Raw genomic sequence first — 16,732 nt, forward strand, 5'->3', positions numbered from 1 at the left:
CAACATAGTTCCTACTTCAATTTTTTCAAAAACCGATCCATCAGCACCGCCGACTCAGGAAAGTTTCCCTTCTCTGTTTCAAAACACTGTCGAGCCTCACTTGCTTTTCCTAGCTGTAAATATTGATAGCCCAAATGAGCGTAAAATCCTGGTGGTAGGGGCTTGCTGTTGCTTTTTGCCCTTTGAATATCAGCCTGCATTTTTTCAATCTGATATTCTGGCATTGCTTTGCCCGGTTCATGATATTGGGAGTAGATGAGCTCCTCATAATCGCCCCAATAATAAATTGAATGGCTCGCGCACCCACATACAAAAGTAGTCACGATTAGAAATAATGAAATCCTCAGAGAGGAGAGCAAAGGGACAAATACTTTGAACGCATTGTATTTGCGCATTTTCACAATATCGTACGTGTGCATTTTCACTATTTTGTTACGGTCCATTTCTTCTGTTCAAGACCTTCAACCAGACGATCGACAGCTTCACGCATAGCAAGATCTAACACCTTTCCATTGAGGGTGGAGTCATAGGCAGCAGTTCCGCCAAAACCAAATACCTCCCTATTGCTGAGAGTATATTCACCAGAACCTGAAGCTGAAAACACGACCTCTGAAGTAGCCACATCCACCACATTCAAAGTGATTTTCGAATATGCTGCTTGCTTTTTACCACTGCCTACGATTCCAAACAGTTGGCGATCGCCGATCTCTTTGCGACCAAACTCCGCTACGTCACCCGTGATGGTAAAATCTGCTCCCTTTATTTTTTGCTTTTTTCCGGAGAGCTTTGCTTCACCAGAATTTTCTTCCATATTGTCACGATCAAGAACACTAAAGCGTCCAGTGCGCTGTAGGTGCGCAATCAAAACTGTTTTGGCCTGACTTGAAAGACGATCTGGTCCATCGCTGAAAACCCCTCTCATAAAACCTGATCGATTATCAAATTTACCCACGACAACAGGATGCCTTTCGCCCTGATAACTGGAGGCTGTGTTGGCAGATGCAGACTGCTCGACTTTCACTGCTTGATGAGATTCTGTAGCGCAACTCATCAAAATGGCCCCAAAAATTGCCGAAAAAGTACCTGAAAATACAATAGATGACAGACGCATAGGAAATTCCTTTCACTTTATGCTTTGTGTCCTTAGCAGATCTGCAGGGAAGATACTATCAATAAACGAGGGCCCAATATAACGCGATACAACATAAACGACTTTTAATTCATTATTTTAGAATTAGGCTAGTTTTTAGGTCTTATTTATTTTATCGATTTCCATACAAGACATCCGCAAGATCTGCATGGGGGTTTTATTTCAATGAGTGAAGACAAAAGTGGGGCCTTTTTTTTGTGTGCAGGACTTGGTGTCTCTCTCGTTTTTTTTGGGTACATTCTTTTCATTCAAAAACTGCCACATCCTGACGTGCCCGGCAGCGATCCTGCAAAATCTCAAAAAAATGAAGCGTCTTCTCCTGTGCCTGAAAATATTTGGGTGGCAACACCTGAGCTCATCGTGAAGGGAAAAGCCCTTTATGAAACCTATTGCAGCGTCTGTCACGGCGACAAGGGAACAGGGGAAGGCCCAGGAGGGATGAGTCTCAATCCAAAACCTCGAAACTTTACTTCGACTGCAAACTGGAAAAATGGACCAAGCCCGTTTTCCATCCTGAAGACCCTTAAAAAGGGAATCCCAGATTCTGCGATGGTGGCCTTTGATCTTCCCGAAATTGACCAATGGGCTCTCGTTCACTATGTAAGAGAATTGGCTGGACCTGCAGTTGCAACTCTTCCCACACAAAGCGAAATCGATGATTTCAAGGCAGGAAAATAAGAGTGCGGGTTTTTATTTTTTCAATTCTTTTATTTGTTCAGTCAGCAGGGGCGAACCACCAAGGCCAGGCACCCAAAGAACATGCAAATGTAAAAGCTGCTCAGACGGAAGGTATCGGAATAAAGGAAAAATTAGGCGCACATCTCGATCTTTCTCTGAGCTTCCAAGATGAAAATGGCGCCACAGTTCCTCTTTCAAGGTACTTTGATGGAAAAATTCCTGTGGTATTAAATTTTGTTTACTACGGCTGCCCCAACCTTTGTAATTTCTTTTTAAATGGTTTTTTTGAGGTTTTAAAATTGAGCAAATGGACTCCAGGCAAAGAGTTTCGAGTTGTAACGATCAGCATTGATCCAAATGAATCCCCTGAATTGGCCGCTGAGAAAAAGCAAAGCCATCTGAAGCAACTCACAAGGCCCGAGGCAGAGTCTGGGCTTCATTTTCTTGTGGGTAGCGCTGAGAATACCCGGCGTTTGGCTGAACAAGCTGGATTCGGATATCGATTCGAAAAGTCTACGGGAGAGTGGGCTCACGCCTCTGCCGCAATTATTGTAACGCCACAAGGGGAAATATCGAGATATCTTCATGGCATTGCTTTTTCAGAGAACACTTTTCGTTTGTCTTTGGTAGAAGCAGCTAAGGGCAAGATTGGATCACTGACAGAGCAGGTCATGCTTTTCTGTTTTAAGTTTGACCCAAATGCGGGTAAATATTCTTTCTATGCATACAATTTAGTGAGAATTGCTGCGATCTTGACCATACTTGCCCTGGCAGCGGTCTTGATTCCAGCGTGGCGTAAAAACTGGAAGCACCAAGGAGCAAGCTGACATGAGATCCTTTTTGCCACCGCAGGCCTCGACCTTTGCCGGTCAATGGGACCTGCTCTACGATAGTCTACTGTTAGTGAGCTTTTTGGGCGGGGCGATTTTGATCGTGGCAATGCTCTATTTCATTGTCAAATACCGGCGCCGAACCGAGACGGACAAGACGGCATACATCAGCCATAATTACCATTTGGAGTTTCTTTGGACCTTCATCCCCTTGCTGGTTTTTTTAGGCGTTTTCGCCTGGGGTGCCTATGTCTATTATCTCCAACGACAGGTTCCAGAAAACGCGATGGAAATTGGCGTGACAGGATGGCAGTGGCGCTGGGATTTTCAGTACAAATCGGGAAAGAAAACGACGAACGAATTGGTCGTTCCCATCAACACGCCCGTCAAGCTTGTCATGACAAGTGGAGACGTCATTCATAGTTTATTTATTCCATCCTTCAGAACCAAGCAGGATGCAGTACCCGGCATGTACACGATGCTTTGGTTCGAGGCGAATCAACTCGGAACATTTCAGATCTTTTGCACTGAGTTTTGTGGTCTCCAGCATTCAAATATGCTAGCCAAGCTGAAGGTACTTCCCCTAAATGAATTCAATGAATGGCTCTCGCTTTCAGGCGCTGGTCAGGAAAAATCAAATAGCAGCCCAGCTGAGAGAGGAAGCGCCTTATATCAGGCAAAGGCCTGCAGCGCATGTCACAGCCTTGACGGAAAAACTGTCATTGGCCCAAGCTTCAAAGGAGTTTTTGGAAAAACTGAGGTGTTATCGGATGGCAATAGCACACTTGTTGATGAAAATTATATTCGTGAATCCTTATTGAATCCGAACGCCAAGGTGGTCAAAGGATTTACTCCTGGGCAGATGCCACCCTTCCAAGGGCAATTGACAGATGACGAGATAACGGACCTAATCGAATTTATCAAGACAGTGAAGTAAGGAGACGACAATGGCTCATGTTGCAAATGCAACCCACAATGAGGACTACCTGCACCATGGGAAGGGGCTTTGGTCGTGGATGACGACCCTAGACCATAAACGGATCGGATTGATGTACTTCCTTAGCATTCTGGTCTTCTTTTTCATTGGGGGAATTTACGCGCTACTGATCAGGACAGAGCTGATTGCCCCGGGATCCACAATCATGGGACCCGATCAATACAACAAAGTGATGACCTATCATGGATCCATTATGGTTTTCATGGTGATAATCCCTGGGATTCCCGCATTTTTGGGAAATTTCTTGTTACCCATTATGCTTGGGGCCAAGGACGTTGCGTTCCCACGCCTCAACTTGGCAAGCTATTACGTCTTTATGCTGGGTGCCTTCACGTCCGTGACTTCGCTCTTCACAACTGGAGTTGACACGGGATGGACGTTTTATACCCCTTACAGTCTACAAACAAAGAGCGGTGTCATCCTCATGGTTGCCGGCGCCTTCACGATGGGCATGTCCTCGATTCTGACTGGGCTCAACTTCATCGTTACTGTGCATCGCCTCCGGGCTCCTGGAATGACCATGACTCGGATGCCATTGATGGTGTGGGCCCTTTACTCAACTGCTATCCTTCAGGTTTTAGCTACCCCTGTGCTTGGAATCACTCTTCTGTTGCTTATTTTTGAAAGAATATTCGGAGTCGGTATTTTTGATCCCACGCTAGGTGGGGACCCCGTGCTATTTCAGCACTTCTTTTGGTTCTATTCACATCCTGCCGTCTACATCATGATTCTGCCAGCTATGGGAGTCATTTCGGAATTGATTGCTACCTTTTCCCGAAAGACTATTTTTGGCTACACAGCCATTGCTTATTCAAGCCTTGCAATTGCCGTCCTGAGTTTCTTTTGTATGGGGACACCACCTTTTTGTCAGTGGTCAGTCTGAGTGGGCCGGAATTTTGTTTTCATTTATTACCATGCTCGTGGGTGTTCCAACGGCGATCAAGATGTTTAATTGGGTGGCCACAATGTACAGGGGTTCTGTCAAATTGGATGCTCCCATGCTTTTTGCCGTTGGATTTATGTTTCTTTTCTTGATCGGCGGTCTGACTGGAATCATGTTGGCAACAATTGCCCTGGATGTTCATCTGCATGACACCTACTTTGTTGTCGCTCATTTTCATTATGTGATGGTAGGCGGGACTCTCATGGCGTTCATGGGTGGGATTTATTACTGGTTTCCGAAGATGTTTGGAAAAATGGTCAATGAATTTCCGGCAAAATTATCCTGGTTTTTTATTTTTCTTGGCTTTAACGTGACCTTCTTCCCTCAATTTATTCTTGGGAGTCTCGGAATGCCACGACGATATTTTGATTATCTTCCTGAGTTCACAGCTCTCAATCGGATTTCAACCTTCGGCTCTTATTTAATTGCGACTGGCTTTCTGATCGCATTAGGAACAATTATTCACGGTCTCATTGCAGGAAGAAAGGCCACAGCAAATCCCTGGGGAGGGAAAACTCTGGAATGGACGATTTCTTCACCCCCAGTTCATGACAACTTCATTAAAACTCCAGTCATTACGGCGGGTCCTTATGAGTATCGCTAAGACAGCATCTGAACACCATCACGCACATCACTTCGAATCGCCTGAAAAGGAGTTTATTGCCTCTAAGGAAGGAGTTTGGTTGTTTCTTGCCACCGAAATCCTCATGTTTGGTGGGCTCTTTGTTGCCCTCACAATTTTCCGGGGCTTGTACCCTGAGATCTTCGTTAAGGGAGCCACAACTGTGGATTGGCGAATGGGGGCCTTGAATACTGTTGTGCTCATTTTTAGTTCCCTCACAATGGCATTGGGGATTCACTATTTCCAAAAGGGTGATCGACAGAAGGCCATCATAAGTCTCGTCGTAACCGTCTTGTGTGGAGCCGTCTTCATGGTGGTGAAATATTTTGAATATTCTCATAAATTGCATTTGGGTCTGGCCCCAGCAAAATTCTTCACGAATCCGGAAATGGCCAATATTGAACATATCAAGATTTACTTTGGCTTGTACTACACCATGACGGGTCTCCACGGAGCGCACGTTTTAATTGGCATGGGACTGATCAGTTGGATTCTTTATCGGGCTATCGCAAAGGGTGAGTTTGGACCCAAATACTTTACACCCGTGGAGGGCGTGGGCCTTTTTTGGCACATTATTGATTTGATATGGATTTTTCTTTTTCCGCTATTTTATCTGACTTAAGGGAGACCCCATGGAACACGAAAACCACGATACTTCACACCACATTATTCCCAGTCAGGTTTATTTTAAGACCTTTGCGGCCCTCATCACTTTAACTTTGCTGACTGTGCTCCTCTCACCAACGGTCATGGGTGAGGCCGTTCATTTCGGTAAACTTAACATCGTTCTTGCGATGGCTGTCGCAAGCACAAAGGCCACCTTGGTCGTCTTGTTTTTTATGGGATTAAAGTATGATGGCAAGATGAACAGACTTATTTTTGGATCGGGTATTTTCTTTTTGGTCGTATTGTATGGCTTCTCGATTTTTGATATCTTGACTCGTTTTGACCAGTCACCTAAGTAGACACAGCTTCCGATTCCGAATGGTTCGACACTCCAATTTTGGAGCAGTCAGGTGAGGCACCTGTGCTTATTTTTTTAAAGCGCCTAGTGAAATTCAATTTGATCCCGTTTGTCGTGCTCACTGCCGTGGCCGGCTACTGGCTTGGTTTTAGAATCGAATACAGTTTTGAATGGAACCATTTTTTGGGCCTTGTTTTTGGAGTCACGTTGATCAGTGCAGGTAGTTTTGCCCTCAACCAGGTGCAGGAATATCAACTGGACAGGTTGATGCCAAGAACTCAAGCGCGGCCGATTGCTGCTGGCGAATTGACTCCCCAGCAAGGTCTTTTTGTCTCTGTGTCTTTGATGAGCTGTGGGAGTCTTATTTTATTTTGGATACAGCCTCTGTCCGCACTTCTGGGATTGTTGACAATTTTTTGTTACAATGGACTCTACACCGTAGTCTGGAAACCGCGCTGGATTTTTGCTGCCATTCCGGGCGCCATTCCGGGTGCCATGCCAGTGGTGATTGGATATTCCGCCAATAGCCCTCAAATCTTTACTCGTGAATGTGTCTATGCATTTCTCGTCATGTTTATGTGGCAAATGCCACATTTTTGGGCGCTTGCTTTGAAATACAAAGAGGACTATCGAAAAGGAAATATACCCACTCTCCCTGTTGCGATGTCCGACTCTCGCACTCTCTATTTTATTGGAATATACATGCTCGTTTATGTTGCGCTCGCAGTGATCTCTCCGTGGATGATAGATTCGGGTTGGCTCTATCTTCTGATCGTTCTCCCGTTCTCGATTAAGGTTCTTTTGGAATTTGTGAAATTCTTTCGTGCAAAAGGAAAAACGGGTTGGCTCTCCTTTTTTCTGTGGACCAACTTCAGTATGTTGGCTTTTTTGTTTGTTCCCATCCTAGATAGATGGTTGGAGATTTTTCTTGAAATGAGGAACCAATGATCCGACAAGTTCTCTTGACCTGGACCAGTCCACTTTCTTCCCCCTCCCTCTTGATGCTCCGAAGGGGAACCTTCGCTCTTTGTATCTTAATTTTGAGTTTGATTGCCTTGGGTGGTGCCACGCGCGCCATGGACGCAGGCCTTGCCTGTCCTGATTGGCCGCTCTGTTTTGGCCAATTTATTCCTGACTTTGACGTACGAGTCTATTTTGAATTCATACATCGCGTCCTTGCTGGCTTCATTGCTTTGATGACATTGGCACTTAGCATCGCCATGCATGCCAACCCTGCTATACCAAGTCATATACGGAATTTGAGCAAATTCACCCTAGTGATCCTTGGCGTTCAAATTATCATGGGTGGACTCACTGTTCTTAAGCTCTTGCATTTCGGAACTGTCACAGCCCATCTGGGATTGGGTATCGCCTTTTTTGGGTGCTTGGTTTGGATTTATTTGTCCATTCAGCATGAGGAGTCCAATGGCAGTAAGAGGCCCGACCTGAATATCAAAGGATTGGGTCGGGCGAATCTTCCTTATCTCCTTGTTTCCTCAATCATATATATTCAAATCTTGCTGGGGGGCCTCGTGTCTTCCAATTATGCTGGCTTGGCCTGTCCCGACTGGCCAACTTGCCAAGGACGATGGCTCCCCATATTTGGAGGCCTCGTGGGATTACAGATTACTCATCGAATAGGGGCTTACATTTCCATTTTTGCAATTTTTGGAGCCTATTATTTGCTGTCTAAAACGAACGTACCCAAGTCACTGTTGGTCACCGGAAGATGGATGAATGGTCTCATTCTCGCGCAGTTGCTTGTGGGAATTTTCAATGTGAAACTAGGGATTCCACCACTCGTCACAGTAGCACACCTTGTCTTTGCTGCGCTTATTTTTGCGTTCGGACTCAGAATTATCTTTGAATCTCAGCGTCTTTCGAAATTGCTTTGAAGAATACGAGAAGTTATGAAAATTGAATCTCGCCGCGATATTGTCTTTCTTATTCTGACTGGATTTTTTATCACAAATGCTATTTTGGCAGAGGTCATTGGAGTTAAGCTGATTCTTTTTCCTCTGGATCTTCCACTGATTGGCAAGCCCGCAGCCAGTATTGGCGTCATCTTGTGGCCAATTGTATTTCTCTCAACAGACCTTATCAATGAGTACTTTGGACGAGATGGAGTTCGGCGTCTGACCTTGATGACAATTCTTTTGATTTCTTACTCATTTGTTATTTTGTTCCTTGCCATACAAATTCCTGCTGCCTCTTTTTCACCAGTTCAGGATGATGCCTTTCAGAAAGTATTTGGACAGTCCCTTTGGATCATTATTGGAAGCCTGGTGGCTTTTGCCATTTCACAACTGATAGATGTCAGCGTATTTTGGTTTTTTCGCCAAAGAACAGATGGAAAAATGCTCTGGCTGCGGGCAACTGGATCCACTGTGATCTCTCAGTTCGTCGATAGTTTTGTCATCATTGCGATCGCTTTTTGGCTTCCCGGTAAAATAGAAACCAATGATTTTCTTCGCATCGTCGCGACTAATTATTCTTACAAACTCCTCATTGCCATCGGTTTGACACCTTTTATTTATCTATTGCACAATATCATTGATGGCTATCTGGGATATTCGGAGTCTTCACAGCTCATTGAGACAGCGGCCACGAATTCACTTCTTGAATCATCACCAAATCACTCGATGAAGAATTAAAACACAATGGGCTAGTCCTCGGCTACTGTACCACGCTATACAACACTCTCGTCTAAAGCTTAAAATGCTTCTCTATCAAAGAAAAGAATCGAGCTATGCGTTTGGAGTTGGCACCAAAATCTGAACGACCAACCCGGGATTTAGAGCGCATTTGAACTTCGGAACCTCCGGGAGGTACCGGTCTGATTTCTATTACCACGTCATCCTTAAAGCGCAAAAGAAGTGTGGTCACAGTGGCCTCAAGTCGTCTCTCCTTTGAATTGATATTTACAACCGTCCAATCACTCTGGGCGCTCGCAATTTGAGAAACCTGCGCAAAGACCTCTGGCGGCAAACAGTTCTCAATGATTAAGGGCTTAATCTCTGGATATTTGGCTTTTTGGACCACGAAGTTTTCGGGTCTGTAGGCCCAGTTCAGATTTGAAAATTTAGTAGATAGATATTCATAGCGAGGTGGAGAAATCGAGTCAGTGGTAATATCGTTGATAGGGGGTAAGAAAAATGCCAATGAAAACTCCTTCGACTGAGACCTAGTTGGATCTCTTTATTCTCGTGCGATTTGCCCTCTTTGCCCTCTTTGCCCTCTTTGCTTTCTTTGCTTTCTTTGCTTTCTTTGTCTTGGGCACAACCCCGAATAAGGGATCTCTTGCTGCAATTCTCGCCGCCAAACGAAGTGCACGCTCCTCAAAATGAAAATCGGTCGCAGGCAAAAAAAGCCACTTTTTTAGAATCTTGTGTTTCTCCAAAAAAGGATACTGGTTCAGCAGATCAGTATGAGATTGAAGCTCAGTTGGGAGAAGAATTCCATTCCAGACTTCATCCGTGTGGTTCTCCGAAAGAACAGCGACAATCTTCCCATCTAAATAAGCTGCCAGGCTGCCAAACATCCGCTTTTTGATGAAAGTCAGGTCCGAAGCGAAAGATTCAAAAAACCATTCTGTTTCAAAATGCTTGGCCAATCCTACTCCCTCAATCACTGAAGCCTCGACGCCCAGGTTTACTTCGTGATCCGACCATTTTTACGGATGTGCTCAGATTCAATTTGTAAAATTGAGGCTGCGAGAACCCCCGTAAAGCATACGAAAATAACTGTTCCTGTTAACATCATAAATAAGGAAACAACTCGACCTGCGGTTGTGACTGAAGCGATATCGCCCAAGCCTACACCCGTCATGACAGTCACCGTATAATAGAACGAATCAAAAAATGTTAAAACGCCTGGATTCCTGTCAACTTCGATAAAATAGAAAGCAGCGGCAAAGCCAATTTGAAGTGTTATCGAAAGACTCGCCAGATAGATAAAAACAGGCCTTCCTAGACTCAGAACAAAGGATTTACTGAAATTCCACATTAATTTGTGATGTCTATGGAGCATCTAAGTAAAATATTGGAGTGAATTGGCTTTGGCAAGCTGAGGCTAGGCATTTCGCCTAAAATCTCTAAAAGTTAAAGATTGAACATATCTGTCTCCCAGAGACATCGAATCAAATTGATTTTTGTGTGATCTAAGGGGAGGATTTTGAAATGAATACCCTTTTCTTAAAAAAACTTACCTTATTCACTGCTTTTTTCTTTTCCATTTTTGGTGGAGCCCAGGCTCTCGGTAAAATGAATTATCAGAGCCTCATCACAAAAGTTGAACAGCTCATCAGTGAGCAGAAACTTCAAGCCGCCCTTGATGTTTTAAAGAGCGAAGGTCAACGGATCAAGGAACCCCTTGATCAAGCGCGAGTCCTCACAAAAGTCGTGCAACTTGAGACAGGTTTGCACGATTACGAAACCGCAATCAAAAATTTTAGGTCTAAGCCATGGCCTAAGGATCCCAGAGCTTTGGTACTTCTCAATGTTTTCAATGCTTATTCGCTCCAGTACTACGCACAAGCCTACTCCTGGGAAATCCGACAGCGCACAAAGATTCAAACGGCGGCAGCAAAGGACCTCAAATCCTGGACGATTGAAGAAATGTACTTTGAGGCTATTCAAGGCCTAAATTCTGCTTGGAGCAATCGCAAGGAATTGGGTGTTCTTCCTAAGACTGAGTTGAATGACTACATTGCGGCCAATACCTACCCTCCTGGAATCCGAGATACCTTTCGGGATACTCTGACTCATTTGTTCGTCGAGATTCTGAACGACTCAGCCGGTTGGACGCCTGAACAATCCAATGAAATTCACCGTCTCAACTTGTCCGGCCTGATGTTGGGGAAATTTTCTGAGGAGCCTTCATTAACAAGTTTAAAGATCCACCCTCTGCAAAAGGTTGCCTTTATCCTCCACGACCTCAAGAGTTGGCATATGACTCAAAAAAATGCGGGTGCGGCGCTTGATGCCCAACTCGAACTCCTCAAAATACTGTACTCCAGGTTTTCTGAGTCCGAGGATAAGGCCGCTATTATCAAGCACCTCGATACCCTGCTTGCGCAAAATCAGAATACGCCATGGTATTCTATGGGTTCTGGAGTTCTCTCTGAGTTTTGGGAACAATTTGACGATCCCTATGCCCTCTTGAAGGCAAAGAACATTGCTGAGGTGGGAGCAAAAAGATTTCCCTCGTCAGAGGGAGCAAAACTCTGCCGAGATATTATAAATAGAATCAAGAGTCCCAGTCTGGAAATGAATGCCATGCGCGTCGATGGCGTAGGACGGAGATCCATTGGGGTACTGTATAAAAATTTGACTCGATTGCACTTCTTTTCCTTTCGCTATGACATCAAAAATTTCATGATGGCGAACAGGGATTACAACCATTATCCTGACTACCGGGAACTCGAAGTACTTCGAACAAAGGTACCAACAAAGACCTGGTCCGTTGATATTCCAAGCACGACAGATTTCCGCGTACACAAGGCCTTCGTCACTCCGCCGAACCACGAACCTGGATTCTATATCGTGGCTGTTTCTATGAATTCCACGCTCGAAAAGAGTTCGAATATTGTCCGCGGGAGTATGATGGTTTTTGGTGATCTGGTACTTGCCAATCGATCCAAAAATGGATCGGTTGACTTCGAAGTTTACGACGGAGCCACGGGCACACCCGTAAAAGAGGTTGAAATTGAAGTCCTCAAATTCCTATACACCAAACCTTCGGAACTGGCTGAAAAAATAACAACTGACGCACTCGGAAAATCCACTTTCAAATGGACGCAGGCACCTAACTCTTCTGGTCAGTTTGTTGCTTTTGCTAGAAAAAAGGGTCAAATGACCTTTCAGGAATTTTCATCCTACAGCTTTGCCGCTGATGACAAGCCTGCTTCTGCGCGCAGCATGATCTATTCAGATAGATCCATCTATCGCCCACTACAGAAGATCAACTGGAAGGCCGTCTTTTACGCTCCTCTCGAAGGTCCCGGTAAGTTTAAGACTCTCTCCAAAACGCAGCAGGAAGTCAGTCTTTACGACCTCAACGGACAAGTTGTGAGCACTCAAAAAATCATGACCGATGAATTTGGATCAGCTTGGGGCCAATTCGAAATCCCTGTTGGAAGGGCTCTCGGGAGATGGAGCATCCATGCGGGCAGCGACAATCAATACGTCCAAGTCGAAGAATACAAACGACCAAGTTTTGAACTCTCCTGGAAACCTCAGACAAAGCCGCTGCGCCTCAACCAAAATGCTGAAATCATCGGCGAAGCAAAATATTATTTTGGGTCACCTCTGACTTCAGGAAGGGCGCGCTACACTGTCGAGCGCAACATTGTTTTCCCATGGTGGTGTTTTCTTGGCTATTGGGATTTTGGAAATCTTCAAAGAGCTCAAGTCATTTCAACCGGAGAAACAACCGTTCAATCCGATGGCACATTCAAAATTGGCTTCTTTCCGAGAGCAGATAAAAGGCTCAAGGCTGGCGCAAGCGAGGTAAAGTACACTTACGAGATAAATGCCGAAGTGATTGACGACGGTGGAGAAACACGCACAAGCGTGAACTCAGTAACCCTGGGATTGCAGACCATCGAAGCCCATCTCGATCTCAAGAGTCAATTTGTCCTCTCAGGCGAAGATGCTGAAATCACACTTCGACGTAGATTTTTGTCTGGAGACCCGGCACCAGGAACTGGCAACTGGAAATTGGTCCATTTGGCAGAGCCAAAATCGGCAGTCATGCCGGCAGATCTGCCTGCTCCATCTTATATAAAAAAGTTGAAACCGGCTGGTCTCTATTTACCCGACGACGACAAACAGTCTCGATGGTCACCGACTTACAACTGGGCGCTTGTCGTTCGGGATTGGCCGCAGAAGGATTTTGTCAAGACGGCATTGGTTACAACAGACAAGGCGGGTGAAGCAAAAATTCTTCTTCCGCCTTTAAAAGGGGGGGCCTATCGTTTGATTTATGAAACGAAGGACTCCTACGGCACAATCTTTACGACGCAAACCGAATTTTTAGTCGCCAATAATTCTTATCGTCCAGCACTGCCAGGCTTACTGTTGATAAATAAGACAGAAGCCAAAGTCGGAGAAGAAGTCTCGATCTGGTCTCCGACTGGTCTTAAGAATCAAACACTCATACTGGATGTGTTTCAAGATGGAGTCGTCAAAGAATCTCGACGACTCAATTCAAGCAAGGACAATCTTTTGATGAACTGGAAGATCACTGAAGACCAGCGCGGTGGAGTGGGATTTGTTCTGCGGCTCATCAACGACTATCAAAGCTTAATTTTTTCCCAAAATATTTTTGTACCCTGGGACAACAAAGAGATAAATCTGGAATATTCTAGATTTCGAGAGAAACTCACACCTGGTCAAAGTGAAACCTGGTCCCTCAGGCTCAGGGGTCCAAAGAAAGAAAAACAGAGAGCCGGTTCAGTTCAGCTCCTCGCCTACATGTACGATCGGAGTCTCGATCAACTGAGTCCTCATTATTCACACAACTTCCTTTCCATTTATCCGACTCGCTTTGCAAGTAATTCTCCCGATATCGCGCTAGGAAATGGGCAAAATGCTTATTTTGAATCGAATTATTATTTTCCCACTGAATTTTCGCAATTGCAGAATGACCATGCGATTTTTATGCAAAACTATGCCATTGGGGGCCCCGGCCGACGAGGAGGGGGCAACATGGCATTTTCATTGGAAAAGATGATGACGCCCGCTGCGGCCCCTGCAGACGAATCAAAAAGCCCAAAGGGAGGCTCGGCTTCCCTTTTCGCTAATAAGTCCGAATCCAGTAGGGATGAAATCCCCTCTGAGTCAAATCAGTCAGTCCCTCAGACTCCTAAGCAAAACCCCACAGTCAAGTCCGTCGAGCAGCCCAATAAAATTCGTAGCAACTTCTCGGAGACTGCCTTCTTTCAACCCAACCTGAAAAATGACGCCAACGGTATGATCGAAATTAAATTTCAGGTGCCTGACTCGGTCACTTCATGGACTTTGTGGCTTCAAGGAATAACCCAGGATTTAATGGGATTGACTGCAAGCAAACAATTGGAAACTATCAAAGAGCTCATCGTTCGGCCCTATCTTCCGCGTTTTTTACGGGAAGGTGACAATGCCAATTTGCGATTTGTGGTAAATAACACTTCAGACAAGGAAATCTCAGGGCAACTCGACATTGGACTCCTGGGAGAGGATCAAAAATCAGATGCCTCAGGACGTTACAATCTCAAGAAAGCTGAGCTGACTGCTCCCTTTGCAATCCCGGCCAAAAGATCATTTATTCATACGATCAGCTTGAATGTCCCTACAGGTCTTGGAACTCTCTATGTCAAAGCAACTGCTCAATCCAAAGGTCAATCCGACGGCGAGCTTAGAAGTCTGCCCATATTGCCAGGTCGTTTTCACTTAGCCCAGTCCAAATTTATCACGCTCAAAGATCGTGAGCCTCATCATCTCGAATTTCAGGATCTCTTGACCAAGAAAGATAAGACGCTCCTTAACGAAAAGATGACTGTTCAAATTGATGCGCAGTTGTTCTATTCTATGCTTTCATCTCTTCCTTATTTAATGAAATCTCCCTACGAGTGTATCGAGCAAACATTAAATCAATTCATCTCTTCTGGAATCATGACCTCTCTTTTTCACAAGTATCCATCGGTAGAGAAGATGGCCAGAGAAATGTCTGCGCGGAAAACTCAATTTGAGGACTTCAGCGCCGCTGATCCAAACCAACGCATGTCGCTCGAAGAAACTCCTTGGCTTAACGAAGCAAAGGGAGGGGCGAATGCGGCAGATGATTTAATCAATGTTCTGGACTCCCGGATTGCCGATAAAAATCGCAAGTTGGCTCTCCAGAAGCTTGAAAAATGGCAAACCACACTTGGAGGCTTTCCCTGGTTTCCCGGCGGACCTCCATCTCCTTATATCACGCTCTACGTTGTCTATGGCTTTTCAAAAGCAATGGAATTCGGTGTTGAAGTTCCCAAAGTCATGATGGAAAGGGCCTGGGGTTATTTGCACAAACACTATCTTGATGAAATTGTTCGCAAATGCATGTCACACAATGGCTGTTGGGAAACAATTACATTTTTAAATTATATTTTATCTAACTATCCCGATAACGGCTCGGGGACGAGCATTTTTACTGCGGCAGAACGAAAGGCAATGCTGGATTTTAGCTTTAAACATTGGAAACTCCACTCTCCCTATTTAAAGGGCTATTTGGCTCTGACCTTACAAAGGATCAACCGTACGCAAGATGCCAAGCTAGTTTGGGACAGTGTTATGGACTCTGCGAAGTTCAATCCTGACGAGGGAACCCATTGGGCACGTGAAGACCGCAGTTGGCTCTGGTACAATGACACGATTGAAACTCATGCCTTTGCTTTAAGAACTCTCATGGAGTTGCGGTCTGAGGACAGCAAACGTGATGGGATCGTGCAATGGCTTTTCTTGAACAAAAAGCTCAATCATTGGCATTCAACACGCGCAACCTCCGAAGTCCTTTACTCGCTTGCTCACTATCTCACAAAAACCAATCAAATGGGTCAGAGAGAGGCTGTAACAGTTAAGCTTGGAAGCGAAAAACCTATCGAAATGGAATTTTCTCCTGATAGATATTTGGGAAAGGCAAATCAGATTGTCTATGAGGGCGAAAAAGTGAATTCGAATCTTATGCCAATTAGAGTTCAAAAATCCACCTCCGGGCTTATGTTTGCATCGGCCAACTGGCAATATTCAACAGAAGAGCTCCCCAAAGAAAGTAAAGGTGATTTCTTAAATCTAAGCCGAAAATTCTTTTTGCGAGACAAGTCAAAAAAAGAAGTCGCCCTGAGGCCAATAGAGGAGGGCACGCAAATTTCAGTTGGAGACGAGATTGAAGTACACATTTCCTTGAGATCAAAACATCCGGTCGGTTACGTACATTTGCGAGATCCTCGTGGTGCTGGATTTGAGCCCACTGACACAACCTCGAAACACAAATGGGATTTGGGAATCTACTGGTACGAGGAAGTTCGAGACAATGTGACGAATTTCTTTTTTGAACAGCTCCCACAAGGTGAATATAACTTTAAATATCGCCTTCGTGCTGCAACAGCAGGAGAATTTAAAGTGAGCCCTGCGACGATTCAACCAATGTATGCGCCTGAGTTTGCCGCCTATTCAGCGGGAGTTCGCCTAAAGATTAGGGGTACGCACTAGGTATTTGCTAATGGCTATAACAACAGCTCTGAGATTTGGCTGATGGTTTCTTGGTGGGATTTTCCAAATCAATGCAGATTTTTTTCTCCCTATCAAGGCGAGATTCGTCACACAAACAAATGCAAATATGAATATGTTCTGTGGTCGGAATTTAAACGGTCACGATAAACCCTAATTCAGAAATTAATCTGAATCTGTCTCAAATCAACATGATAAGTGAATTTATTACCAACACAGGATAAGCATCCAAATTTATCAGAAGAATAAATACAAAAGACCAGCAAGCACTTGAGAGATTTGCGAATCCCATGTGATCTTA

14 protein-coding genes and 1 pseudogene are annotated in these 16,732 nt (G+C 44.8%); 10 read left to right on the top strand and 5 right to left on the bottom strand.

Features of this window, described 5'->3' with window-relative positions; genetic code table 11:
• Window positions 1-11: 11 nt before the first annotated feature.
• On the bottom strand, window positions 12-359 hold the full coding sequence (locus tag IPJ71_10265) for a DUF4810 domain-containing protein (GenBank protein ID MBK7844063.1): 348 nt from the start codon (window positions 357-359) through the stop codon (window positions 12-14).
• A 65-nt stretch (window positions 360-424) separates the two neighbouring features.
• Window positions 425-1,111, bottom strand: a complete 687-nt coding sequence (locus IPJ71_10270) for a CsgG/HfaB family protein (GenBank protein MBK7844064.1) — start codon at window positions 1,109-1,111, stop codon at window positions 425-427.
• A 204-nt stretch (window positions 1,112-1,315) separates the two neighbouring features.
• On the opposite strand from IPJ71_10270, the gene IPJ71_10275 reads away from it, so the two are divergent.
• From IPJ71_10275 to IPJ71_10315, 9 genes and pseudogenes are all read left to right on the top strand, one after another.
• Window positions 1,316-1,828, top strand: a complete 513-nt coding sequence (locus IPJ71_10275) for a cytochrome c (protein MBK7844065.1) — start codon at window positions 1,316-1,318, stop codon at window positions 1,826-1,828.
• A 2-nt stretch (window positions 1,829-1,830) separates the two neighbouring features.
• The gene (locus IPJ71_10280) at window positions 1,831-2,655 is read left to right on the top strand and encodes an SCO family protein (protein ID MBK7844066.1); all 825 of its coding nucleotides are present in this window, start codon (window positions 1,831-1,833) and stop codon (window positions 2,653-2,655) included.
• A 1-nt stretch (window position 2,656) separates the two neighbouring features.
• Complete coding sequence (gene coxB / locus IPJ71_10285; protein ID MBK7844067.1) at window positions 2,657-3,595, top strand: cytochrome c oxidase subunit II; 939 nt, start codon at window positions 2,657-2,659, stop codon at window positions 3,593-3,595.
• 112 nt (window positions 3,596-3,707) lie between these two features.
• Window positions 3,708-5,202 (top strand): annotated as a pseudogene (locus IPJ71_10290) (cbb3-type cytochrome c oxidase subunit I).
• Window positions 5,189-5,842 (top strand): cytochrome c oxidase subunit 3 family protein, encoded by a 654-nt coding sequence (locus tag IPJ71_10295; GenBank protein MBK7844068.1) that lies wholly within the window; start codon window positions 5,189-5,191, stop codon window positions 5,840-5,842. The pseudogene IPJ71_10290 and the gene IPJ71_10295 overlap by 14 nt, the downstream one beginning before the upstream one ends.
• A gap of 10 nt (window positions 5,843-5,852) precedes the next feature.
• Window positions 5,853-6,185, top strand: a complete 333-nt coding sequence (locus IPJ71_10300; protein MBK7844069.1) for a cytochrome C oxidase subunit IV family protein — start codon at window positions 5,853-5,855, stop codon at window positions 6,183-6,185.
• A gap of 62 nt (window positions 6,186-6,247) precedes the next feature.
• Entirely contained in the window at window positions 6,248-7,132 is an 885-nt protein-coding gene (locus IPJ71_10305; GenBank protein MBK7844070.1) for a protoheme IX farnesyltransferase, read from the top strand.
• Window positions 7,129-8,079, top strand: coding sequence for a heme A synthase (locus IPJ71_10310; protein MBK7844071.1), 951 nt, complete (start codon window positions 7,129-7,131; stop codon window positions 8,077-8,079). The genes IPJ71_10305 and IPJ71_10310 overlap by 4 nt, the downstream gene beginning before the upstream one ends.
• A gap of 15 nt (window positions 8,080-8,094) precedes the next feature.
• Window positions 8,095-8,838 (top strand): queuosine precursor transporter, encoded by a 744-nt coding sequence (locus IPJ71_10315; protein MBK7844072.1) that lies wholly within the window; start codon window positions 8,095-8,097, stop codon window positions 8,836-8,838.
• A 52-nt stretch (window positions 8,839-8,890) separates the two neighbouring features.
• Here IPJ71_10315 and IPJ71_10320 read toward each other — a convergent pair whose 3' ends face one another.
• The 3 genes from IPJ71_10320 to IPJ71_10330 are packed head-to-tail and all read right to left on the bottom strand — an operon-like array spanning window position 8,891 to window position 10,189.
• Window positions 8,891-9,346 (bottom strand): DUF1499 domain-containing protein, encoded by a 456-nt coding sequence (locus IPJ71_10320; GenBank protein MBK7844073.1) that lies wholly within the window; start codon window positions 9,344-9,346, stop codon window positions 8,891-8,893.
• A gap of 22 nt (window positions 9,347-9,368) precedes the next feature.
• Window positions 9,369-9,815, bottom strand: a complete 447-nt coding sequence (locus IPJ71_10325) for a hypothetical protein (protein MBK7844074.1) — start codon at window positions 9,813-9,815, stop codon at window positions 9,369-9,371.
• 20 nt (window positions 9,816-9,835) lie between these two features.
• Entirely contained in the window at window positions 9,836-10,189 is a 354-nt protein-coding gene (locus IPJ71_10330; GenBank protein MBK7844075.1) for a two pore domain potassium channel family protein, read from the bottom strand.
• A 173-nt stretch (window positions 10,190-10,362) separates the two neighbouring features.
• Between IPJ71_10330 and IPJ71_10335 the strand changes: the two genes are divergently transcribed.
• Window positions 10,363-16,413 carry a hypothetical protein gene (locus tag IPJ71_10335; GenBank protein ID MBK7844076.1) on the top strand — a complete coding sequence of 2,017 codons (6,051 nt, stop codon included), beginning with the start codon at window positions 10,363-10,365 and terminating at the stop codon, window positions 16,411-16,413.
• Window positions 16,414-16,732 lie beyond the last annotated feature (319 nt).

This window comes from Bdellovibrionales bacterium, assembly GCA_016714165.1.
Taxonomy (GTDB): Bacteria; Bdellovibrionota; Bdellovibrionia; order Bdellovibrionales; family UBA1609; genus JADJVA01.